Origin of the sequence: Amycolatopsis sp. SB7-3 (assembly GCF_041021335.1) — a bacterium.
In the GTDB taxonomy this organism is placed as follows: Bacteria; Actinomycetota; Actinomycetes; order Mycobacteriales; family Pseudonocardiaceae; genus Amycolatopsis; species Amycolatopsis japonica.
The window spans coordinates 188,942-211,160 of the sequence record NZ_JBFPJQ010000003.1; the positions used below are offsets into that span (position 1 = coordinate 188,942).

Sequence of the window (22,219 nt, forward strand, 5' to 3'; positions counted from 1 at the left end):
TCAGATCAATCCCTCGCGCAAGGCGAACGCGACGGCGTGCGCGCGGTTGCGGAGCTGGAAACGGTTGGTGATGTCGTGCAGGATCGATTTCACCGTCCGCTCGGAATAGCTCAGCTGGTCGGCGATCTCCTTCGTCTCGAAGCCGTCGGCGACCATCCGCAGCACCCTGGTCTCGCGTTGGGACATCCCGGCCAGATCCCACCCGTTCGGTTGCAGCACGTCCCGCTGCAACCGGGACACCCGGGACAGCAGGCGGCCGAGCAGATCCGGCGGCAGCGCACCTTCACCGGCGGCCGCGGCCTTGACCAGCCGCACCAGGGTGTCGGGGGTGGCGTCGGCTCGCCGGATGATCGCGGAGACACCGTTGCCCACGACGTCCAGCAGTTCCGAGTCGTCCACCTCCCCGGCGACCAGGACGACCCCGGCGCAGGCGGCGCAGTGGAGGCTGCGGAGCAACTGCTGCGCCTCCTCGTTCAGCCGCTCGACGATGACCAGTACGACGGCCGGCTCATCGGTGTCGTCGGCGAAGCGGATCTCAGGGCGTGCGCGCAGCGCGGCGGTGACACCCGCGTGCGTGATGGTGTCGGTGGCATGGAGCAGCACCGGGATCTGGTCGACGAGCATCGATGAACCCCTCCCGCGAACGGCGTTTCGTCATTCCCAAGGATCGTGCGGACGGGGTGTCGCGAACAGGGATCCGGAGTCCCGATATGTCCCGCTTTGCTACTCCGATCGAGCGACGCCCGCCTTCCTGATCTTGGCGATCGCCTGGGCCCGGTCGGTGACCTGGAGCTTGCGGAAGATATGGGACACGTGGTTCCGCACGGTTTTCGGGCTGAGCACCAGCTGGTCGGCGATGGAGGCGTTGCCCATGCCCTGCGCGATGAGCCGCATGATCTCCCGTTCGCGCGCGGTCAGCTTCGGGAAGGACTCGTCGCGCGGGGATTCGGTGCCCAGCAGGGAAAGCACCTGGGTCGCGATCGCCGGGCTGAAGATCGCCTCGCCGTCGCCGATCACCCGCACCGCGCGGACGACCTGCTCGTTGCGTGCCCCCTTGAGCAGGTAGCCGCGCGCACCCGCGCGCATGGCGGCGAACACCGCGGCTTCGTTCTCGAACATGGTCAGCATGAGCACACCGGTGTGCGGGCAGGCCTTCACGATCCGGCGGGTCGCCTCGACGCCGTCGAGATCCGGCAGGTTCAGGTCCATCAGGATGACGTCGGGTTCCAGCCTGCCCGCTTCCGCGACCGCGGTGAGACCGTCGGCGGCCTGCCCGACGACGTCGATGCCCTGGGTACCGTCGAGCATCGCGCAGATGGTCGTCCGGAAGGCGGGATGATCGTCCACCACGAGGACGCGCAGGGGCGGGAACATCGCGTTCACTCCTTGGTGGCGAGCGGCAGCCAGGCGGCGATCCGGGTGCCGCCCGAGGACACCGGCTCGACGACGCAGCCGCCGCCGAGGCCGACGGCGCGTTCCCGCATCGAACGCAGCCCGGTCCCGCCTGCCACGGGCAACGCCTCCCCGCCCGTGCCGACCCCGTCGTCGACGATCTCCACGCGCAAGTCGCCGTCCAGCGGCCAGAGGCGCACCGCGCACTGCCGGGCACCGGAGTGACGGGCGATGTTCACGAGCGCCTCGCGGATGATCCGGTACGCGGCGACCTCCACCGCGGCCGAAAGCGGCGGCAGCTCACCGCGGACCTCGACCGTCACCGCGAGCGGGCCGTGCTCGGCGGGGACCCGGTCGGCGAGCATTCCGGCATACCGGCGCACGGCCGTGACGAGGCCCGCGTCGTCGAGCGCGGGCGGGCGCGCGTCGGTCACGATGCGGCGCAGTTCGGTGATGGCGCCGTAGAGCTCCTCCTCCAGCCGGGAGAGGAGGCGCTCGGCCCCGGCTCGGTCACGGACGAGCAGGTCGCGGGCCGCGCGCAGCCCGAGCACGGCCACGGCGAGTGTCGGCCCGACGCCGTCGTGGAGGTCGCTGAGCACCGTCCGGAGCCGGTCCTCGTACCCGGCAGGATGAACGACGTCGGTGACGACGAATGTCCGGCGCATGTTCTCCCCCGTCGGGCGGTGGCGCGGCTCGGTGATGCGTAGCGTTCTGATCACTCGCTGTACTAGTCGCGGAACCCGCTCCCGGCGTTTCCCCGCCTGCCGCGAGTTCAGGTAACGGTTTGGAGCCGATGCGGATGCCTGCCTCGGCGGTCGCGACTCGTGCGGCGGCGAAATGCCGTAATAGGGGTTCGAGAATTTGGGTCATAAAATGATGGTGCTCGCTTCGAAGTATGATGCGCGCGAGTGAACTTTCTCGACAGTGGACGGGCCGGGACGGACAATCGGTTCCGCGCGGCACCCTGCGAGCGAATCCTTCTGTTGCGCTCAGTTCCCTGCTCCCATCATTTGGCGAAAAGGAACCCTATGCATGACGATGACGAACCAGTAGGCCGGGTGCTCGGCAGGCGGCAGGCGTTGATTCTGCTCGGTGCCGCCGGTGCGACACTCGCCGCCGCGGGCTCCGCCACGGCGAGCACCACCACCTCCACCGAAGGCAGCCCCGAGGTCTGCACGCTGGATTGTGTGGTCAAGCCAGAGCAAATGGAGGGTCCGTATTTCGTAGACGAACGGCTCAACCGCTCCGATATCCGCAGTGAGCCGTCCACTGGACAACTGGTTCCCGGTACCCCGCTGGTAATCAATTTCACCGTTCAGCAGGTTCGCCAGCAGCAGTGCACCGCGCTGTCGGGGGCGATGATCGACCTCTGGCAGTGCGACGCTTTCGGGCTGTACTCCGATATTCCGTCCCAGGGCAGCCGCGGCCGCCGTTTCCTGCGCGGTTATCAGAACACCGACCAGGCGGGCACGGCCCGGTTCACCACCATTCTTCCCGGCTGGTACACCGGACGCACACTGCATATCCACGTCAAAATTCGCACCATCGGAACCAACGGCCGCCCGTACGAGTTCACCTCGCAGCTTTACTTCACGCCCGAGTTCGGCGCGGCCTATCTGCGGACCGATCCGTACCGGCGGAAAGGCCCGGCCGACACGACCAACAGCCGGGACTCGATCTACCGCAACGGCGGATCCCAGATGCTGTTGCGTCCACAGCAGTCCGGAACCGGCTACACGGCGGACTTCGCCATCGGTCTCGACCTGTCGAACACGCAGGTCGGCCGCCCCGACTAGGGCGCCCGCCGTCTTGTGACACCACTCGGGCCGAAGGCTCCCTTCGCCGCATCGGACGCGGTGAAGGGAGCCTTCGGCACGGCGACTGCGCAGGGCGGCTGCCACCGTCACTTCGAAGATCTCGTCCTCGCTGTGTCCGGCGGCTTTGAGCTGTTCTATCTCGGTGTCGGTGATCCGGTGGGACGCGTCGCGGACGTTCGGATGCTCTTGTCCGTCGCGGCGGGGCTTTCCAGCACGGCGTGACGCAGGTTCCGCGCCACGTCTCCGTGATCGGTTTTCCGTCCCTCACTGAGAAGGAAGCGTTGGCGACCGGTTGACGATGTTCCAGACCAGGTTCACGCGGAGCGCTTCGGCGACGGCGTACCGCGACTGACGGCCTCCAGGCCCAGGAACAACTTCGCGCGCCGACGATGGCCGTTGTCGAGAATGGACAGTCTCATCGGGACTCCACGGTGTCGAGTTCGGCCAGCCGCTTGGTGAGATAGCGCCGGTCGGCGGGTTTGACGGCGAGTGCGTGCGCGCGCCGGTACGCGGCCGTGGCGTCGGCGTTCCTGCCGAGGCGCCGCAGGAGGTCTGCGCGGGCGGCGTGCAGGAGGTGGTACCGGTCGAGGCCCTCGATGCCGTCGATGAGCGCGAGACCGTCCGCCGGGGTGGTGGCCATGGCGACCGCGACCGCGTGGTTCAGCGCGACGACGGGGGAGGGGCTCATCTCCAGCAATCGTTCGTAGAGTCCGGCTATCCCCGCCCAGTCCGTCTCGTCGGCTGCCGGAGCTTGGGCGTGCAGCACAGCGATGGCGGCTTGCAGCTGATACGGGCCGGGCCTTCCGTGGCGCAGCGCCCGGTCGAGCAGCCCGACGGCCTCGGCGATCTCGGCCCGGTCCCAACGCGACCGGTCCTGGTCCGCGAGCAGGACGACGTCCCCGTCCGGCCCGTAGCGTGCCGCGGCGCGGGAATCCTGCAGCAAGAGCAACGCGGCCAGGCCGAGCGCCTCCGGCTCGTCGGGCATGAGCGCGGCGACGAGTTCGGCGAGCCGGATCGCCTCCCGTTGAAGCTCCCGGAACTCCGGCTGGTCGCCGTCGGTGGTGTAGCCCTGGGTGAAGATCACGTAAACCACCGCGAGGACTCCGGAGAGCCGCTCCGGCAAGAGGTGGTCGGCAGGAACGTCGAGGCTGATCCCGGCGTCGCGGATCTTGCGTTTCGCCCGCACGAGTCGTTGTGCCAACGTCGCCTCACCGACCAGGAACGTGCGCGCGATCTGCCCCGCGGTCATTCCGGCCACGGCCTGCAAGGTCAACGCGACCCGCGCTTCCTCGGCCAGCGCGGGATGGCAGCAGGTGAAGATGAGACTGAGCCGCTCGTCCCCGGCGCCGAGCAGGCTTTCCTCTCCGATGTCCATTCGCGTCACCTCCGGCGGAATCCCCAGCTCGGCGAGTTTTTCCTGACCGCGGCGCGCTCGGCGCAGCCGGTCGATCGCGCTGTTGCGCGCCGCGGTCAGCAGCCAGGCCACCGGATCGTCCGGAGCCGCATCACCCCATTTGCGCAGGGCGAGCGCGCACGCGTCCTGCAGGGCGTCCTCGGCGAGTTCGAAGTCGCCGAGCACCCGGACCAGCGCGGCGAGCATCCGGGATCGATGCTCGCGATACGTCTCCGACAAGACCGGCGCCGACGTCATACGCCGGTCGCCGCCCGGTGGTCGAGAGCAGGCACCCCGGCGATCGGGCGCACCTCGATCGTGCCGTCTTCGGCCATCGGGCACAGCGCCGCCAGCTCCAGTGCCACGTCGAGACCGGGACAGTCGAGCACGTAGGTGCCGCCGAGGTGTTCGTGGGTTTCGGGGAACGGGCCGTCGGTGACGAGCGTCTTGCCCTCGCGGACCCTGACCGTGGTCGCGGTGTGCTCGCCCTGCAGCGGATGCCCGGACACGAAGGCGCCGCGGCGGCGGCACTCGTCGGCGAACGCGTTCACCCGGGCCAGCGCCTCGGGGAAGCGCGGGTCCTGTGGCTCCGGGCGATCGCAGTTGTAGATCAGCAGCATGTACAGCACGTGTCCTCCACTCGCCGGTGTCGATCTGTCGAAGAGGATGACGAACGGGTCGACGGTAACTCGACAGGTCGTTCCGCACTCGTCCCGACATCGACCGTGTGGATTTTGGGGCGTTGGATGACCAGAAATCCACACAGTGCCCGCGCGGACTTGACCGCCGACGATAATAAGACCAAACTTCATTGGCGAAAAGAAGTGCTGTTCGCGGCCCTGGGCGACGGCGGCAGCCCCCCGGAACCCGACCCCTGAGGAGCTGACAAGTGGAATCGCCGACGTTTGTGATCATCGGTGCCGGCCTTGCCGGTGCGAAGGCCGCGGAAGCTTTACGTGACAAGGGATTCGACGGGCGGATCGTGCTGCTCGGCGATGAAGGGCAGCGTCCGTACGAGCGGCCGCCGCTCTCGAAGGAAATGCTCACCGGAAAAGCCGACAGCGCCTTCGTACACGACGAGGGCTGGTATTCCGGTCATGAGGTCGACCTGCGGCTCGGCGCCCGCGTGACCGCGATCCACCGGGCGGCCCATGAGGTCGAGCTCGCCGACGGCACCCGGGTCGGCTACACCAAACTGCTCCTGGCGACAGGTGCCGAACCTCGCGTTCTGCCGGGTATGGAGGGCGCGCTCACGCTGCGCCGCCTCGGCGACTCCGAGCGGTTGCGGCAGGTGCTGGCGACGGGGTCCCGGCTCGCCGTGGTCGGCGCTGGGTGGATCGGTCTCGAGGTCGCGGCGGCGGCCAGGCAGGCCGGCCTCGACGTGACGGTGCTGGAAGCACTCGAGTTGCCGCTGCTGCCCGTGCTGGGGCCCGACGCGGCCAAGGTGTTCGCGGACCTGCACACCGCGCACGGCGTCGACCTGCGACTCGGGGCCAAAGTGGCCGGGACCGGCGCGAAGCACGTCAGTCTCGCCGACGGCACCCGCGTCGACGCCGACGCCGTCCTCGTCGGGATCGGCGCGGTCCCGAACACCGCGCTGGCCGAAGCCGCCGGACTGAAGGTGGACAACGGCGTCCGCGTCGACGCGCACCTGTGCACCGGCGACCCGGACATCTTCGCCGCGGGGGACGTCGCCAACGCCGATCATCCGTTCCTCGGCCGTCCGGTCCGGGTGGAGCACTGGGCGAACGCGCTCAAGCAGCCCGCCGTCGCGTCCGCCGGGATGCTCGGCAAGGACGAAACCTACGACGAACTCCCGTATTTCTTCACCGACCAGTACGACCTCGGGATGGAGTACCTCGGCCACAACGCCGGTCACGACCGTGTCGTCTTCCGCGGCGACGTCGAAGCCCGGGAGTTCATCGCGTTCTGGCTCAAGGAAGACCGGGTGCTGGCGGGGATGAACGTCAACGTCTGGGACGTCGGCGACCCGATCAAGGCCCTGATCCGCGGCGGACGGCCGGTGAACCCCGAGCGGCTCGCCGACACCTCGGTGCCACTCGCGGAGGTCGCCGTCGGATGAGCCCGGAGGAGCGGTGGGGTCGGACGCTCAGGCTTTGCGTCCGACCCCGGCGTAGACGTCGTCCGGCTCGACGTCGCGGAGGCCCGGTTCCGCATGCCACAGCGGCGCGCTCACGACACCGGGTTCGACCAGGTCCAGCCCGTCGAAGAGGGCGGTGACCTCGGCGTAGGGGCGGAAATACATGGGGTCTCGGCTGTTCTTCATCGCCTCGGTGACCGCCGCCATCGCCTCGGGCGCGTGATCGGCGGTCAGATGCGACAGCGCGACCAGGCTGCCACTCGGCAGCGTTTCGCGGTACCGGGCGACGATCTCGGCGGGGCGCAGACTGTCCGGGATGAAATGGAAGACGGCCACCATGAGCAGCCCGATCGGCCGGTCGAAGTCCAGCATCCCTTGCGTCACGGCGGAGTTCAGTACGTCCTCGGGCCGGCAGAGGTCCGCCTCGACGACCGCGGCGTTCGGGTTCCCGTCGAGGATGAGGCGGCTGTGGGCGACGGCGACCTTGTCGTAGTCGACGTAGACCACCTTGCAGCCGGGGTCCATGTCCTGCGCGATCTCGTGCACGTTGCCGACGGTCGGGATCCCCGAGCCCAGATCGAGGAACTGGGTGATGCCCTGGCCGACCATGTACCGCACGGCACGGCGGAGGAACGCCCGGTTGGACGCGGCGACCCGGCGTCCGGACGGCAGGACGGCCACGACCTTCTCCCCGACGGCGCGGTCGGCGTCGAAGTTGTGGCTGCCACCGAGCAGCCAGTCGTAGACCCGGGCCGCACTGGGCAAACGGACGTCGACGCCCTCTGGAACCCGTTCACTCCGCACGGACACCCCACACCTCACAACGCATCGGCAGGCGGAACCCCTTTTGTCACCAGCACCGTACCGACTCCGACCCGGGACGCCTATCGTGCGGCACGGTCACGCTGGGTCGGCCATTCGGCCGATGTAGACCCGGCCGATGAGCCGATCCAGTCATGATCTTCACCCCATAGCGTGACGACGGTAAGTAATTCGTCGTCTACGGGGAGATCACGATAATGCTTCGCAAAACAGGGGTACTGACGGTCGGGCTGGCCGCGGCGGGAGCGATGCTGATCCCGGGGGTGGCCTCGGCGGCCGGCGGGCCGACGCCTTTCGTCATCGGTGGGCACGACGCGACCGAGGATTACTCGTTCATGGTGTCGCTGCAGCAGGGCGGCAACCATTTCTGCGGCGGTTCGCTGATCAGCGAGAACTGGGTGGTCACCGCGGCGCACTGTGTGAAGGGAGCACAGCCGGGGGAGATCAGGACCAGGATCGGGGCGCGGCAGCACAACAGCGGGGGCACCGAGACCGGTGTCAGCCGGATCATCGTGCATCCGGACTTCGTCGGGCAGACCCCGCCGGGCGGGGACATCGCGTTGGTGCGGTTGGACAAACCGGTGACCGAGAAGCCGATCAAGATCGCCGCGGCGGCGGGCGGCGCGGGGACGGCGACCCGGATCCTCGGCTGGGGTGAGCACTGCGCCGATCAGACCTGCGGGGCGCCGGAGATCCTCCAGGAGCTGGACACCAAGATCAGGCCGGGGGAGGATTGCCGAAATCTGGCCACGGGCAAGGAGATCTGCACCGGTTCCGACACGCCGGACGCGATGGGCTGCTACGGCGACTCGGGCGGACCGCAGATCAAGGGCAGGCCGGGTGAGTGGGAACTGGTCGGTGCCACCAGCCGCGACGGTGACGCGGACCCGAAATGCGCCAGCGGTCTGGGCATCTGGACCGACGTAACGGTGTACCGGGACTGGATCGCCGAGCAGCAGGCGAGCAGCGTGGCGTGACAAACGGGCGAGGACGGTGATGAGACCGTCCTCGCCCGTTCGCCGTGATCCGTCACCGGGGCGCGAGTGCCTCCAAAGAGGACAGTGGCGCCTTGTGCAGGTTCGAGATGATGTTCCTCGGCTTGTCCGCGGCCTTGCTGTAGTAGTGCGCGCCGGACTCGAACGCCAGGTAGACGTTGCTGCCGTAGACGGTCAGCCCCTCGGACATGCTCGGCGCCCGGAAGCAGTGCTTCTTGGCCGTGTCCAGGTCCTTGTCGCCGGCGCCGCGCCGGACGACGTAGATGTTGCTGCGGTTGTTCCTGCCGTGCGAAGTGCTGTAGATGAACAGGTCCTTCGTGACGATCAGGCCCTGCGTCTTCGTCGGCACCTCCCATGACCCCGGCCGGTAGCCCAGTTTGCCGTCGGCGCCGACGGTGTAGGAGTGCATCAAACCGCGCTTGGCGTCCTCGAACTTGCCTGCCCACAAGGTGTTGGTCGGGCCGTGGCTGGTGAGGAACGAGGAGGCGTAGACGGTCTGCGCCTTCCCCTCCTGCTCGATGGGCAGCGACTTCTTGATCGCGTTCTTGAGCTTCGCCAGCGAGTACTTGCGGATCGTGTCGCCCTTGCCCGACACGAACGCCCAGCCCTGCTTCTCGAACACGGCGATCCCGCCGACGTGCGAGTACGCGAGCAGCGCCTGGCCGACCTGCTTGCCGGTCTTGGCGTCGATGCCGATGATGATCGCGCTGCGGTGACCCGACTCGTACGAGGTGACCAGGATCAGGTCGTTCGACCCGTCCCAGTTCGACCAGGTCGCCGTGCCCTGCGGGATGTTGGTCTCCAGCGCGGGGACGGGATGACTCTTGCTGAAGCGGTTGTCGTAGGCGTAGGAGGCGGATTCCCCATGATAGAAGGGCCCGTCCTTACCGCTGGACTTCGAGTCACAGGTGATGGCCGCGGCCTCAGCGGAGGCGGTGCCCACCACGGTGAGGCCGAGCAGCAGGGTGCTCGCCGCGGCGGTGATCGTCGCCTTCTTGAGTAGCGTCTTCATTCAGTCCCTTGTAGTCGTTGGGCGTCCAGTTCTCAACTGGGACTCGGGGGAGGCGCGGGTGGTTCCCGTGTCCGGAATATTTCTGAATCGATTGTGGAAAATTGTCCACTTTGTTTTGGTGAATGCATTCCGCGACACGGTGTCGGTTAATATCCGACACATTACCGAAAGTAGTCGACCGAGTGTCGATGGTGGCCGAAGGGTGGACTAAGAAGATCGTCAAGATCGCCGATTGAGCTGGAAGACGCGGCTAGCTGCGTCTTGTGGTCCAAGATCAGTGCGCCATTCGGCCCAAATCGGCGGAAATCGTATTCCTCGTCGCGGCGGATCGTCTTAACCTTGCGTAATTCTTCACCTGCATGGTCACTGGGGAGCAAGATGAAGTCCACGCCGTTGTTGTCGTGCGCCCGAAAAGCCTCGGAGCGACTGCTCGACGCCCGATGAGAGAAGCCGGCTGCGTCAGCCGATTCGATGTGCACGCCCGGAAATCGCCCGATCGGATCGCGGTTTTCGAGCACGGCGCCGGGCTCACCTACGCCCGGCTGGCCGGGCTCGCGGGCGGCCGCGCGCTGCGATTGCGCGACGCCGGTGTCCGGCCGGGGGAGCGGGTCGGGCTCGTCACCGGGCACGGCAGCGCCGCCATCGCGGCGATCCTCGGCACCCTCGCCGCCGGCTGCACCTATGTCCCGCTGGACCCGACCTTCCCCCGGGAACGTCTCGAGTACCAGCTCACGGCCGCGCGGGTGACCGCAGTACTCGCGGATCCCGAGTACATCGAGCTCGCGGAGTCCTTGTGCCGCACCGGATCCGCGCGGCTCGTACGCTCGGGTACGGAGACCGCGCCGCTCCCGGTTCCCGAAACCGATCCGGACGCTCCGGCGTACGTGCTGTTCACCTCCGGGTCCACCGGCAGGCCGAAGGCCGTCGCGCAGACCCACCGCAATCTCCTGCACGTCGTCGACAACCAGATCGCCGCGCTCGGGATCACCGCGGCCGACCGGCTCAGCCTGCTCGCGTCGTTCGGCTTCGACGCGGCGATCCCGGACCTTTACCCCGCCCTGCTCACCGGCGCCGCGCTCGTGCCGGTCGACCTGCGCGCGCACGGTCTCGCCCACGCCGCACGCGAGCTGGCCAGGCATGGGGTGACCGTCTACCACTCGACGCCGACGGTCTACCGGCACCTGCTCGACGTCCTCGGCGAGACCGGCCTCCCGTCCGTGCGGACCGTGCTGCTCGGCGGTGAGCAGGCGACCCACGCCGATGTCCGCCGCGGCCGGTTCGCGCCGGACTGCGTGTTCGTCAACGGTTACGGCGCCACCGAGGTGACTTTCGCGGCGCACTACCGGACGACCGCAGCCGAGCTGGGCCCGGACGCCGACGGGCCGCTGCCGATCGGGCGCGCGCTGCCCGGGTTCACGCTCACCGTGCTGGACAGCGGTGAACTCGAAGTGCGCGGGCGGCACCTCGTCGAGGGCTACCTCGACCAGCCGAGCCCGGCGTTCGGAGTGACGGCCGACGGCGTCCGCCGCTACCGGACCGGTGACCTCGGGCGGCTGCTGCCGGACGGGAACCTCGTCTGCCTCGGCAGGCTCGACCGGCAGGTCAAGGTCCGCGGTTTCCGGGTGGAGCTGACCGAGATCGAGGCCCGTCTCGCCGAACAGCCCGGCGTGGCCGAGGCTCGCGCGATCGTGCGCGACGGCGACCTGCTCGCCTACGTGACCGCGGACGGCCCGCGTCCGGACGGCCGGACCTTGCGGGCCGCGCTGGCGGACGTCCTGCCCGGCTACTCGATCCCCGCCGCCGTCGCCGTGCTGGACGCTTTCCCGCTGACCGTCACCGGGAAACTCGACGAACTGGCACTGCCGGACCCGCGGACGGCCGCGACCGTCCCGGACGAGCGGCTGACCCCGGACGAGGAACGCGTGCACCGGATCTGGTGCGCCGTCCTGGGCCGCGACCGGGTCGGGCGCGCCGAGGCGTTCTTCGACGCCGGTGGCGACTCGCTGCGGCTCGGCCGCGTGCAGGCGGGGCTGGCCGGCGAATTCGGCGTGGACGTCCCGCTCCTCGTCCTGTTCGAGCGGACGACGATCGCCGGACAGGCCGCCTGGTTCACGGAGTCCACTTCGGACACTCCGCCGCCGGTCAGCGCGGAGGAGCAGACCGGTGATCTCATCGCCGTCGTCGGGCTGGCCTGCCGGTTCCCGGGCGCGCCGGACGCCGCCTCGTTCTGGTGGAACCTTTGCGCGGGCGTCGATTCGATCCACGACTACACCGACGACGAGCTGGCGGCGCTGGGCGTCGGACCGGGCCTGCGTGCCGACCCGGCGTACGTGCGGGCCGGCGGCCGGATCGAGGGTGTCGAAGACTTCGACGCCGGGTTCTTCGGATTCACCGCCGACGAAGCCGCGCGGACCGACCCGCAGCACCGGCTGTTCCTCGAAACGGCCTGGCAGGCGCTGGAGGACGCGGGCCGTGACCCCGCCGCCGAGACCGGTCCGGTCGGGGTGTTCACGAGCACCTCGGTGAACCGCTACTTCCTGTTCCACCTGTTCGGCAACCCCGCGGTGACCGGCGACGTCGACCCGGACGACTGGGAGGGGCGGCTGCCCGGCCGCCAGCTCACCGACCACCTGCCCGGCCAGGTCGCCTACCGGCTCGGGCTGACCGGGCCGGCAGTGGCCGTGCAGAGCGCGTGCTCCAGTTCGCTCGCGGCGGTGGCGCTGGCCGCGCAGAGCCTCCTGGACTACCGGTGCGACGTCGCGCTGGCCGGCGGCGCGAGCGTGACGTGGCCGCGCTATCGCAGCGGCGGGCTCGTCTCGCCGGACGGCCGGTGCCGCGCGTTCGACGTCGCCGCGGCCGGTGCCGGCTTCGGCTCGGGTGCCGGGGCCGTCGTGCTCCGGCGGCTGGCGGACGCGGTCGCCGACCGCGACCACATCTACGCCGTGCTGCCCGGCTGGGCGATCACGAACGACGGCCCGGACCGTGCGGGTTACGCCGTGCCGGGGCCGGCCGGGCAGGCGGCCGCGGTGGCCGAGGCGCTGGCGCTCGCGGACGTCGCCCCGGAGGAGGTCGCGCTGCTCGAAGCCCACGGCAGTGGCACTCCGCTGGGTGACGCGATCGAGGTGGCCGCGCTCAACCGCGTCTACCGGGACACGCCGCCGGAAACGTGTGCGCTGGGCTCGGTGAAGACGAACATCGGGCACCTCGACGCGGCGTCCGGTATCGCCGGGCTGATCAAGGCCGTGTTGTCCGTGCGGCACGGCGTGATCCCGCCGAGCCTGCACTTCACCGCCCCGCATCCGGAGGTCGACCTGGCGGGTGGCCCCTGGTACGTCCCGGCGAAGGCCACCGACTGGCCCGACCGTGAGCGCCGGGTGGCCGGGGTCAGCTCCTTCGGCATGGGCGGCACGAACGTGCACGTGATCGTGGAGGAGGCGCCCGCCGGGCAACCACGGCCAGAGGTGAGCGGTCCGTTCGTCCTGCCGGTGTCCGCGCGTGACGCGAAGGCGTTGTGCGAGGCGGTTTCCCGGCTGCGCGACCGGCTCGCCACGGACGCGCCGGACCTCGGGGACACGGCGTACACGCTTTCGGTCCGCCGGGCGTTCGCGTGCCGGGCCGCCGTGGTGGCGGATTCGGTGGAGTCGGCGGTCGCCGCGCTCGACGCGGTGCTGGCGAACGGAACCGACGTCGAGGGCCCCGCCGGGGCGGAGCGGGATCTGGCCGTTCAGTGGGCCGGGGGCGGCGACGTCGAGTGGGCGGCGGACGGCGATCCCGGCCGCGTCCCCTTGCCGGGCTATCCGTTCCAGCGGGAGCGGCACTGGATCGACCCACCGCGTCAGCACACAACCGACCAGGAGACCCCTCGGTGACCGACACCTTGCCCGTCGTGGGTGGCCACGGCCCGCCACTGTCCTATCCGGACACCACACTCACCGGGCTGATCCTCGCCCAGGCCGCGCGCACTCCCGACGCCGTCGCCGTCCGGCAAGGAGACGCCCGGCTGACCTACCGCGAACTGGTCGCGTCGGCGACCGGTGTCGCGCGGCTGCTGTGGTCCCGGGGTGCCGGGCCCGGCACCCGCGTCGGCGTCTGCGCCGACCGGCGGCCGGAGCTGATCTCGACCGTCGTGGGGGTGCTGCTGTCCGGGGCCGCCTACGTGCCGCTCGAACCCGGCGGCCCGAAGGCGCGGCTGGCCGAGATCGCCGCGGACGCCGAGGTCTCCCTCGTCGTCGGCGACCGCGCGCGGGCCGAATTCGGTGCCACGGCGGGCATCGAGGCGCTCGACGTGCCCCCGCCCGCGGAGGAACCCGTGGAGTGCCCCGCCGGGCCGGACGACCTCGTCCACCTCCTCTACACCTCCGGCTCCACCGGCCGTCCCAAGGGCGTGCTGACCAGTCACCGCAACGTGGTCGCGTTCGTGACCGGGTTCGCCGCCGCCCTCGGGATCCGGCCCGGCGCCCGCGCGCTCGGCATCTCCTCGCTCGCCTTCGACGCCTTCACCATGGACGTGTTCGTGCCGCTGACGAACGGCGGATCGGTGCAGCTCACCGGGGTCGCCGACCGGGCGGACCCCGAACGGCTGCGGCGGTTCCTCGTCGAACACGACGTCGAGTGGGGCTTCGTCACGCCGACGTTGCTGTCCATGGTGGACCCTGCGACCGTCCCCGGCTGGCGGGTCATCGCCTGCGGTGGCGAGCCGGTGCCCGCGGAGCTCGCCGCGCGCTGGCTGCCGGGGCGGCGGTTCTTCAACGCCTACGGGCCGACCGAGACCACGGTCGTGGTCGTCACGGACGAGGTCACCGGCATCCCCGCCGACCCGTTGCCGCTCGGCCGCCCCACGCCGAACCACCGGGCGTACGTCGTGGACGCCGAGCTGCGGCCGGTCGCGCCCGGCGAGATCGGCGAGCTGCTCATCGGCGGCCCGGGCCTCGCGCTCGGCTACCTCGGCAGCCCGGAGCTGACCGCCGAGAAGTTCGTCGACGACCCGATCACGCCGGGGGAGCGGCTCTACCGCACCGGAGACCTGGCCCGCGTTCTGCCCGACGGGCGGCTCGAGTTCGCCGGGCGCGCCGACCGCCAGGTGAAGGTCCGCGGCCAGCGGATCGAGCTGGGCGAGGTGGAGGCCGCGCTCACGACCCACCCGGACGTCGAAGCCGCCGCCGTGACGGCCGTCCCCGGACCGGCGGGCACCCGGCTGGTCGCCTTCCTGGCACCGGCTTCCGCACCGTCCGATGTGGACGAAGTCGGGCGGGACCGGCTCACCGCGGCGATGCGCCCGGCCGCGGTCCGGGTGCTCGACCGCCTGCCGGTCAACCCGCTCACCGGCAAGATCGACCGGCCCGCGCTGCGCGACCTGGCCGAAGCGGCGCTGGCGGAAGAGCGGGCGGACCTCGGCCCGCTCGGCACCCCGGCCGAACGCGCGGTCGCGGCCATCTGGCGGCGGGTGCTCGGCGACGGCGCTGGGACGGATTTCCTGGCCTCGGGCGGGAACTCGATCGCCGCGATGCGCCTGGTCGCGGCGCTGCGGACGGAGCTGGCCGCCGACGTCGCCACGGAGGACGTCCTGTCCGGGGGCACGCTCGACGGGCTCACCCGGCGCGTCGCGGCCGCGGCGCCGCTGACCGGGCCGGGACTGACCACCGGGCACGAGCCCACGTTGTCCCCGCAGCAGCGGCGGATGTGGTTCCTCGACCAGCTCGCCCCGGACGCCGCGCCGTACAACATCGCGATGGCGTTTCGCCTGACCGGCGCACTGGACGTCGACGCGCTGCGCCAGGCCTTGCGCGCGGTCGCCGAGCGGCACGACGTGCTCCGGTGGCGGATCCGCGCCGTCGACGGCGCGCCGGTGGCGGATCGCTTGCCGCCGTCGGACGTTCCGCTGCCGGTGGCGCCGATGACCGAGGACGGTCTGCGGGCCCGGCTGGCCGCCGACGCCGCGACGCCGGTGCACCTCGACCGCGAGGCTCCCTGGCGTGTGCGGCTCTACCGGCTCGGCGAGACGGAGCACGTACTCGGCTTCACACTGCATCACGCGGTGTTCGACGGCTGGTCGCAGGATCTGCTGTGCGCCGACCTGTCGGCGGCCTACCGGGGCGAGCCGTTGCCGCCGCCGGTGGCGTCCTATGCGGACTACGCGGTGTGGCGGGCCGGACGCGACGAACGCCGGGAGGCCGTGGACGTCGCTTGGTGGACCGAACATCTGGCCGGTGCACCGACCACAGTGGACCTTCCGCGGGACCGGCCGCGCCCGGCCGTGCAGACCTACCGGGGCGCGAGCCTGCGTCAGTCCTTTTCGGACGGTGTCGCCGACTCGGTCCGGACGCTGGCCGCCCGCACCGGCACGACCCGCGCCGGGGTGCTGCTCGCCGCGTTCGGCCAGCTGCTGCGGCGGCTCACCGGGGCGAGCGACCACCTCGTCGCCACGGTCGTCGCGGACCGGCAACTCGCCGAAAGCCAGGACGTCGCGGGGTTCTTCGTGGACATCGTGCCGGTGCGGCTGCGGGCCGACGACGCCGCGGACTTCACCACGCACGTCCGCGACGGCGGCGCGGAACTCCTCGCCGCGACCGCGCATCCGGCCGCGCCCGTCGAGCGGCTCGTCGAGGTGCTCGGCGTGCCCCGCGATCCCGCCCACGCCCCGCTCGTGCAGGTGATGTTCAACGTCCTGAACTTCGCCGAGCCGCGGCTCGACCTGCCCGGCGTGGCTTCGGCGTGGCTGCCGGTCGACAAGCCGGGATCGCCGTTCGACCTCACGGTGTACGTCCACGACGACGGCGTCGAACTGCTGTACAACCCGGACCTGTTCGACCACACCAGGATGGCGGGGCTCGCCGAGGATTACGTCGCCCTGCTCGGCGCGCTGGCCGCGGCGCCGGACGCGCCGGTCGGGACGAGTGTGCCGGAGCTGCCGAGGGCGGGTGTCCGCACCGCCGCTCCGGCCGCGGCGACCCGCGCCAGGGCGCGGCCGGTGCCGGTCGCGGCGGACCCGGTGGCGCTCGCGGCGACCGAGGCCGTGATCGCGCGTGCCTGGTGCGATGTCCTCGGCGTCGCGGAAGTGGGGCACACCGACAACTTCTTCGACGTGGGCGGGCATTCGCTCGCCCTCGCCAAGGTGCACGCCCAGGTCACCGCCCGGCTCGCCCGCCGGATCCCGATGGTCGACCTGTTCACCCACCCCACCGTCCGCACCCTCGCCGCGCACCTGCACTCCGATGGCGCCGCCGGCCCGGAGCTGGCTCGCGCCGCCGAACGCGTCGCCGCCCGCCGCGGCCGCACCCAGACCAGAAGACCCCGCCGCACCACCGGCCACGCCGGCCCCTGATAGGAGCACCACCGTGACCCACCTCCCCGAAACCGGCACCGGCGATCCCGGAGCCGAACCCATCGCGATCGTCGGACTCGACGTGCGCGTGCCCGGCGCGCGTGACGCGCGGCAGTTCTGGCGCAACCTCGTCGACGGCGTCGAGTCGATCGTGCCCGCCACCCGCGAGGAGATGATCGCCCGCGGCGCCGCACCGGACACAGTGGACGATCCGAGCTGGGTGAACGCCACCGCCGTGGTCGACGGCTTCGACGAGTTCGACGCGGAACTGTTCGGCATGACCAGCCGTGAAGCCGAGATCACCGACCCGCAGCATCGGCTGTTCCTCCAGTCGTGCCACGCCGCGCTGACCGACGCGGGCTACGACCCGGCCCGCTTCGACGGCGCGATCGGCGTCTACGGCGGGTCCGGGGGCACCGGCTACCTGACGGAGAACCTGCTGCGCAACGAGCGGCTCCTCGCCTCGCAGCACGGCGGGATCGGCATCTCGACCGGCAACCAGCCGAGCTACCTGACGACTTCGGTGTCGTACAAGCTCAACCTGCGCGGCCCGAGCCTCGCGGTGTTCACCGCCTGCTCGACGTCCCTGGTCGCGGTGCACCTCGCCTGCGAGGCGCTGCGCAACGGCGAATGCGACATGGCGCTGGCAGGCGGGGTCAACGTGGAGATGCCGCACGGCATCGGCTACATGGGTGTCGACGGTTTCACCTCGCCGGACGGCCACGTGCGCGCGTTCGACGCGGACGCCAACGGCACGGTCTGGAGCAGCGGCGTCGGTGTCGTGCTGGTGAAGCGGCTGTCGCAGGCGATCGAGGACGGCGACCACATCCGGGGTGTCGTGCTGGGCAACGCGATCAACAACGACGGCGCCACCAAGGTCGGTTTCTCCGCGCCCAGCGTGTCCGGGCAGACCGAAGCGGTCGCACAGGCGGTCGGCATGGCCGGGGTCGATCCGCGCACCATCGGCTACGTCGAGGCACACGGCACCGGCACCGCGCTGGGCGACCCGATCGAGGTCACCGCACTGTCCACTGTGTACGGGAACGGGATCGAGGACACCGGCTGGTGCGCGATCGGCTCGGTCAAGTCCAACATCGGCCACCTTTCGCAGGCGGCGGGCGTGGTCTCGCTGATCAAGGCCGTGCTCGTCATGGAGCACGGGCTGATCCCGCCGACCATCAACTACCACGAACCCAACCCCGGTATCGACTTCCCGGCGAGCCCGTTCTATCCGGCCCGCGAGGTGACGAAGTGGGAGGCGGACCGGGTGCCGCGGCGGGCGGGCGTCAGCTCGTTCGGCGTCGGCGGGACCAACGCGCACGTCGTGCTGGAGGAGGCGCCGCGCCCGCAGCGGTCCCGGACGCCGCATCCCGCGCATCTGCTGCGGATTTCGGCCAACACCACGGAAGCGCTCTCGGCCGCGGTCGACCAGCTCGCCGACCGGCTTGCCGGGGACATCGACCTCGACCTCGCCGATGTGGCGTACACCCTGGCCGCCGGGCGCACCGAGTACCCGCACCGCGCGGTCGTCGTCGCCCGTGACCCGGAGGACGCGGTCGACGGGCTCCGCGACTCCCGGCGCCTCGTGTCCGCACAGGCCGGGGAGACGAATGTGGCGTTCCTCTTCCCCGGGCAGGGTTCCCAGTACGCCGGGATGGGCGCCGAACTGTACGACGCCGAGCCGGTGTTCGCCGCGGCCGTCGACGAATGCCTGCGGCTGCTCGAAACCGAGCTGCCGGAGCTGCGCGACCTGATCTTCCGGCCCGGAGGCGAGCAGGCACTGCGGGAAACCCGCGTGACCCAGCCCGCGCTGTTCGTCGTCGAGTACGCGCTGGCGAAACTGTGGCAGAGCTGGGGAGTGCGGCCCGCGGCGATGATCGGCCACTCGGTCGGCGAGTACGTCGCCGCCACCGTCGCCGGGGTCTTCACCCTGCCGGACGCGCTGAACCTGGTCGCCACGCGCGGCCGCCTGATGCAGTCGATGCCCGCCGGGGCGATGCTGGCCGTCCAGCTCGACGAGGAGAGCGTCGCCTCACGGCTTCCGGACACCCTCGCGATCGCCGGCGTGAACGGACCGGGCACCTGCGTTGTCGCGGGGCCGTCGGACGCGGTCGCGGAATTCGCGGCGACGCTCAAGGCCAGCGGCGTGCAGTGCCGCGAGCTGGTGACCTCGCACGCGTTCCACTCGCCGATGATGGACCCGATCCTCGCCGAGTTCACCGCGGCCGTCACCGCCGTCACCCGCACCGCGCCCGCGCTGCCGTTCCTGTCGAACGTCACTGGCGACTGGATCACCGACGCCCAGGCCACCGACCCCGCCTACTGGGCCTCGCACCTGCGTCAGGCCGTCCGGTTCGGCGACTGCGTCAAGAACCTGTTCGCGCGCGGTGGGCGCTGGGCGCTCGTCGAATGCGGCCCGGGGCATCAGCTATCCGGGCTGTCCCGGGGCCAGGTGCCGAAGGGGATGCCCGCGCCGCAGCCGAGCCTGCCGGGCCGTACCGAGCGGATCGGCGATGTCGAAACGCTGTACGGCGCGGCTGGTCTCTTGTGGACGAACGGGGTTTCCCTGGAACCACGGACGTTCGGTGCTCCGGGGAACCGGGTCCCGCTGCCCGGCTACCCGTACACGCGCAAGCGGTACTGGGTCGACCCGGACCCGGCGACGGCCGTCCAGCCCGTGCGGTCGACCGGTCCGCTGCCGTTGTCCGAGTGGTTCGCGGTCCCGGCGTGGCGGCAGGCGGAACCGGAGCTGAGACGCGAGCCCTTCGCGAGCGCGCTCGTCTTCGCCGCCGACGACGTCCTGCCCGGACTGCTGCGCGACGCGGGGGTGACGGTCACCGAGGTGCGCCCTGGCGACGGCTTCGCCGCGACGGAGACTGGATTCACCGTGCGGCCCGGGGTGCGCGAGGACTACGACGCGCTCATGGCCGCGCTGCCGGCCCGGCCCGAGCGGGTCGTCCACGCCTGGACGCTGGCCGGGGACGAGCGCGGTATGGCCGCCCAGGACCGCGGTTTCTTCAGCGTGCTCAATCTTGTTCAGGCGTGGGGTGAGCCGGTGCGGATCGACGTGCTGAGCACTGGCACCGCCGACGTCACCGGTACCGATTTGTCCCGGCCCGAGCACGCGACCCTCGCCGGTATCGCGCGGGTGGTGCCGCTGGAGGTGCCGGGCACGGTGGTGCGCCGGATCGACGCCGATCGTGTGCAGGACGCCATCGCCGAGTTGTTCCGCCCGGCCGACGCGGCGGCCGAGGTCGCGCTGCGGGCCGGTCGTCGCTGGGTGCTGGACTACACCCAGCTCGCCCTGCCCGAGACCGCCGAGCCGGTGCTGCGCGACGGCGGCCGGTACCTGATCACGGGCGGGACCGGCGGTATCGGCATCACGCTCGCCGAGGATCTCGCCCGCCGGGTGCGGGCGAAGCTCGTGCTGCTCACCCGCGCCGGGTTGCCGCCGCGAGCGGAGTGGGACGCGCACCTCGCCGCGCACGGCGGCACCGACCGCGCCGGACGCGCGATGCTCGCCGTGCGGCGGATGGAGGCCGCGGGCGCGGTGGTGCACGTCGTCGCCGCCGACGTCACCGACGCGGCGCGGCTGCGCGAGGTGCGTGAGCTGGCCGAGCGCGAGTTCGGCGGTCTCGACGGGATCGTGCACGCCGCCGGGTTGCCCGGCGGCGGCGTCGCCGAGGTGAAGGAGCGGGCGGCGGCCGAGGCCGTGCTGGCCCCGAAGATCGCCGGGACACTGGCGCTGGCCGAGGCGTTCGCCGACCTGCCGATGGACTTCGTCGCGCTGTGCTCGTCGATCACCGCGGCGGTGGGCGGCATCGGGCAGGTCGACTACTGCGCCGCCAACAACTTCCTCGACGCCTACGCGCGGGGAGGCCACGGCTGGCAGGCGCGGCTGGTGTCGCACGCCTGGGGTGGCTGGGACGAGGTCGGCATGGCCGCGGAGGTGGCCGCGCCGACGACGATCCGCACCACCCGGTCGCGGGCGCTCGGGCCGGTCGAGCACCCTGTGCTCACCACGCGTACCGAGGACGGCGCGCACGGGCTCGTCTCGGCGGCCACGCACTGGCTGCTCGACGAGCACCGGATCGCCGGGGTGCCGGTGGTCCCGGGCACGGGACATCTGGAGACCGTCCGCGCGGCGGTGGCCGCGGCGCTGCCGAAACCCGGTGACGGCTACGTCGTCGAGCTGCGGGACGTCGCCTTCCTGGAGCCGTTCGGCGTCCCGGACGGCTCCACCGCGGAGTACCGAGTGGAGTTCGACGGCGACGACTTCACCGTGACCAGCCACGTCGCCGGCGCGAGCCGGACCCACGTGCGCGGATCCGCCGGATGGGTCGCCGCCGAGCCGACGTCCACTGTGGACATCGCGGCGGTGACCGGCCGGACCGAGCCGATCGACGACGGGCACGGCTTCGGCACCGGCCGCACCAGCATGGTCACCTTCGGTCCGCGCTGGGCGGCGTTGCGCGAACACCGCATCGGCGCGCAGGAGGAGCTGGCCACGGTCACGGCGCCCGAGGCGGCGTCGGGTGATGTCGGCGCGTGGGGGCTGCACCCTGCGCTGCTGGACGTCGCGACCGCGTTCGGCCGCGGCCGGGGGAGCGGTACCTATCTGCCGATGAGTTACGGACGGATCGTCGTGCACGGCTCGCTCCCGGCGAGTTTCCGGAGTCATCTGCGCTACCGCGACTCGGGCGGCGATCAGGTGGTGGCGGCCGACCTCTCGCTGTGCGACGAGACCGGCCGAGTGCTCGTCACGATCGAGGATTTCGTGCTGCGCCAGGTGGATCAGGAAGCCGTCGGCGGTGGCCTGACTTCTGCATCCACTGTGGACACTGCGGGGACGTCGACCGGGATCCGGCCGGTGGACGGCGCCGAGGCGTTCGTCCGGGCGCTGGCCCCCGGCCTCGGCGGGCACGTGGTGATCACCACGCTGCCGGTGCGGGAGCTGATCGAGCGTCAGGTCAGTGCCGAGGAACTGGAGGAACCCGGCGAGACGGCGGTGGTGGTGTCGGAGGACGACTACGTCGCCCCGCGCACCGAGCTGGAGGCCGAGATCGCCCGGCAGTGGACCGAACTGCTCGGCGTGGAGAAGATCGGCGTGCACGACGACTTCTTCGCCCTCGGCGGCAACTCGCTGGTCGCCATCCAGCTCATCGCCCAGGTGCGCAAGGCCACCGGTACGCGGCTGGCGATGAAGACGCTGTTCGAAGCGTCCACAGTGGCCACTCTGGCCAAGCGCATCGAGGAACTGCGCGCCGGCAAGGCCGAGGCGCCCGCCGAATCCGCCCGGACCACCATCCCCAAGCTCGAGCGCTGAGCCGTGCGGCGGGTGGGTCGTGAGTGGCGTTTCGGGTTAG

Annotated in this window: 13 protein-coding genes; 6 read left to right on the plus strand and 7 right to left on the minus strand. The window is 71.1% G+C overall.

All coding sequences use genetic code 11. The annotated features are described in order from the left end of the window. The 3 genes from AB8M46_RS25565 to AB8M46_RS25575 all read right to left on the minus strand — a co-directional run bounded on the left by AB8M46_RS25565 (position 1) and on the right by AB8M46_RS25575 (position 2,057). The gene (locus AB8M46_RS25565) at positions 1–624 is read right to left on the minus strand and encodes a response regulator transcription factor (RefSeq protein WP_394361866.1); all 624 of its coding nucleotides are present in this window, start codon (positions 622–624) and stop codon (positions 1–3) included. Positions 625–723: 99 nt separating this feature from the next. Beyond that, positions 724–1,374, minus strand: coding sequence for a response regulator transcription factor (locus tag AB8M46_RS25570; protein ID WP_037348378.1), 651 nt, complete (start codon positions 1,372–1,374; stop codon positions 724–726). Between the two features lie 5 nt (positions 1,375–1,379). After that, entirely contained in the window at positions 1,380–2,057 is a 678-nt protein-coding gene (locus AB8M46_RS25575; RefSeq protein ID WP_037348377.1) for a sensor histidine kinase, read from the minus strand. Between the two features lie 363 nt (positions 2,058–2,420). On the opposite strand from AB8M46_RS25575, the gene AB8M46_RS25580 reads away from it, so the two are divergent. Continuing rightward, positions 2,421–3,188: a twin-arginine translocation pathway signal protein gene (locus tag AB8M46_RS25580; protein ID WP_350599416.1), complete on the plus strand. Its 768-nt coding sequence runs from the start codon at positions 2,421–2,423 to the stop codon at positions 3,186–3,188. Between the two features lie 436 nt (positions 3,189–3,624). Here the strand turns inward: AB8M46_RS25580 and AB8M46_RS25585 are convergent, their stop codons facing one another. Together AB8M46_RS25585 and AB8M46_RS25590 are read right to left on the minus strand one after the other, a co-directional pair. Further along, positions 3,625–4,860 (minus strand): RNA polymerase sigma factor, encoded by a 1,236-nt coding sequence (locus tag AB8M46_RS25585; protein ID WP_394361867.1) that lies wholly within the window; start codon positions 4,858–4,860, stop codon positions 3,625–3,627. Next, positions 4,857–5,231 (minus strand): YciI family protein, encoded by a 375-nt coding sequence (locus AB8M46_RS25590; RefSeq protein WP_037348370.1) that lies wholly within the window; start codon positions 5,229–5,231, stop codon positions 4,857–4,859. Before AB8M46_RS25590 ends, AB8M46_RS25585 begins: the two co-directional genes overlap by 4 nt. 260 nt (positions 5,232–5,491) lie before the next feature. Between AB8M46_RS25590 and AB8M46_RS25595 the strand changes: the two genes are divergently transcribed. Continuing rightward, positions 5,492–6,685 (plus strand): NAD(P)/FAD-dependent oxidoreductase, encoded by a 1,194-nt coding sequence (locus AB8M46_RS25595; RefSeq protein ID WP_394361868.1) that lies wholly within the window; start codon positions 5,492–5,494, stop codon positions 6,683–6,685. A 27-nt stretch (positions 6,686–6,712) separates the two neighbouring features. Here the strand turns inward: AB8M46_RS25595 and AB8M46_RS25600 are convergent, their stop codons facing one another. After that, positions 6,713–7,513, minus strand: coding sequence for an SAM-dependent methyltransferase (locus tag AB8M46_RS25600; RefSeq protein WP_394361869.1), 801 nt, complete (start codon positions 7,511–7,513; stop codon positions 6,713–6,715). A 209-nt stretch (positions 7,514–7,722) separates the two neighbouring features. Between AB8M46_RS25600 and AB8M46_RS25605 the strand changes: the two genes are divergently transcribed. Beyond that, on the plus strand, positions 7,723–8,502 hold the full coding sequence (locus AB8M46_RS25605) for a S1 family peptidase (RefSeq protein WP_394361870.1): 780 nt from the start codon (positions 7,723–7,725) through the stop codon (positions 8,500–8,502). Positions 8,503–8,554: 52 nt separating this feature from the next. Here the strand turns inward: AB8M46_RS25605 and AB8M46_RS25610 are convergent, their stop codons facing one another. Further along, positions 8,555–9,532: a hypothetical protein gene (locus tag AB8M46_RS25610; protein ID WP_378427626.1), complete on the minus strand. Its 978-nt coding sequence runs from the start codon at positions 9,530–9,532 to the stop codon at positions 8,555–8,557. 473 nt (positions 9,533–10,005) lie between these two features. Here AB8M46_RS25610 and AB8M46_RS25615 point away from each other — a divergent pair, with 473 nt between their 5' ends. From AB8M46_RS25615 to AB8M46_RS25625, 3 genes are read left to right on the plus strand one after another with little or no spacing between them, the layout of a single operon-like run. Further along, entirely contained in the window at positions 10,006–13,401 is a 3,396-nt protein-coding gene (locus AB8M46_RS25615) for a beta-ketoacyl synthase N-terminal-like domain-containing protein (RefSeq protein WP_394361871.1), read from the plus strand. Beyond that, positions 13,398–16,853 (plus strand): amino acid adenylation domain-containing protein, encoded by a 3,456-nt coding sequence (locus tag AB8M46_RS25620; protein ID WP_394361872.1) that lies wholly within the window; start codon positions 13,398–13,400, stop codon positions 16,851–16,853. Before AB8M46_RS25615 ends, AB8M46_RS25620 begins: the two co-directional genes overlap by 4 nt. Positions 16,854–16,866: 13 nt before the next feature. Beyond that, complete coding sequence (locus AB8M46_RS25625; RefSeq protein ID WP_394361873.1) at positions 16,867–22,179, plus strand: SDR family NAD(P)-dependent oxidoreductase; 5,313 nt, start codon at positions 16,867–16,869, stop codon at positions 22,177–22,179. Positions 22,180–22,219: the final 40 nt, after the last annotated feature.

Excerpts from the sequence above, each read along its gene's own strand:
- AB8M46_RS25565 (WP_394361866.1), bottom strand. The coding sequence starts at position 624 with ATGCTCGTCGACCAGATCCCGGTGCTGCTCCATGCCACCGACACCATC.
- AB8M46_RS25570 (WP_037348378.1), bottom strand. The coding sequence starts at position 1,374 with ATGTTCCCGCCCCTGCGCGTCCTCGTGGTGGACGATCATCCCGCCTTC.
- AB8M46_RS25575 (WP_037348377.1), bottom strand. The coding sequence starts at position 2,057 with ATGCGCCGGACATTCGTCGTCACCGACGTCGTTCATCCTGCCGGGTAC.
- AB8M46_RS25580 (WP_350599416.1), top strand. The coding sequence starts at position 2,421 with ATGCATGACGATGACGAACCAGTAGGCCGGGTGCTCGGCAGGCGGCAG.
- AB8M46_RS25585 (WP_394361867.1), bottom strand. The coding sequence starts at position 4,860 with ATGACGTCGGCGCCGGTCTTGTCGGAGACGTATCGCGAGCATCGATCC.
- AB8M46_RS25605 (WP_394361870.1), top strand. The coding sequence starts at position 7,723 with ATGCTTCGCAAAACAGGGGTACTGACGGTCGGGCTGGCCGCGGCGGGA.
- AB8M46_RS25610 (WP_378427626.1), bottom strand. The coding sequence starts at position 9,532 with ATGAAGACGCTACTCAAGAAGGCGACGATCACCGCCGCGGCGAGCACC.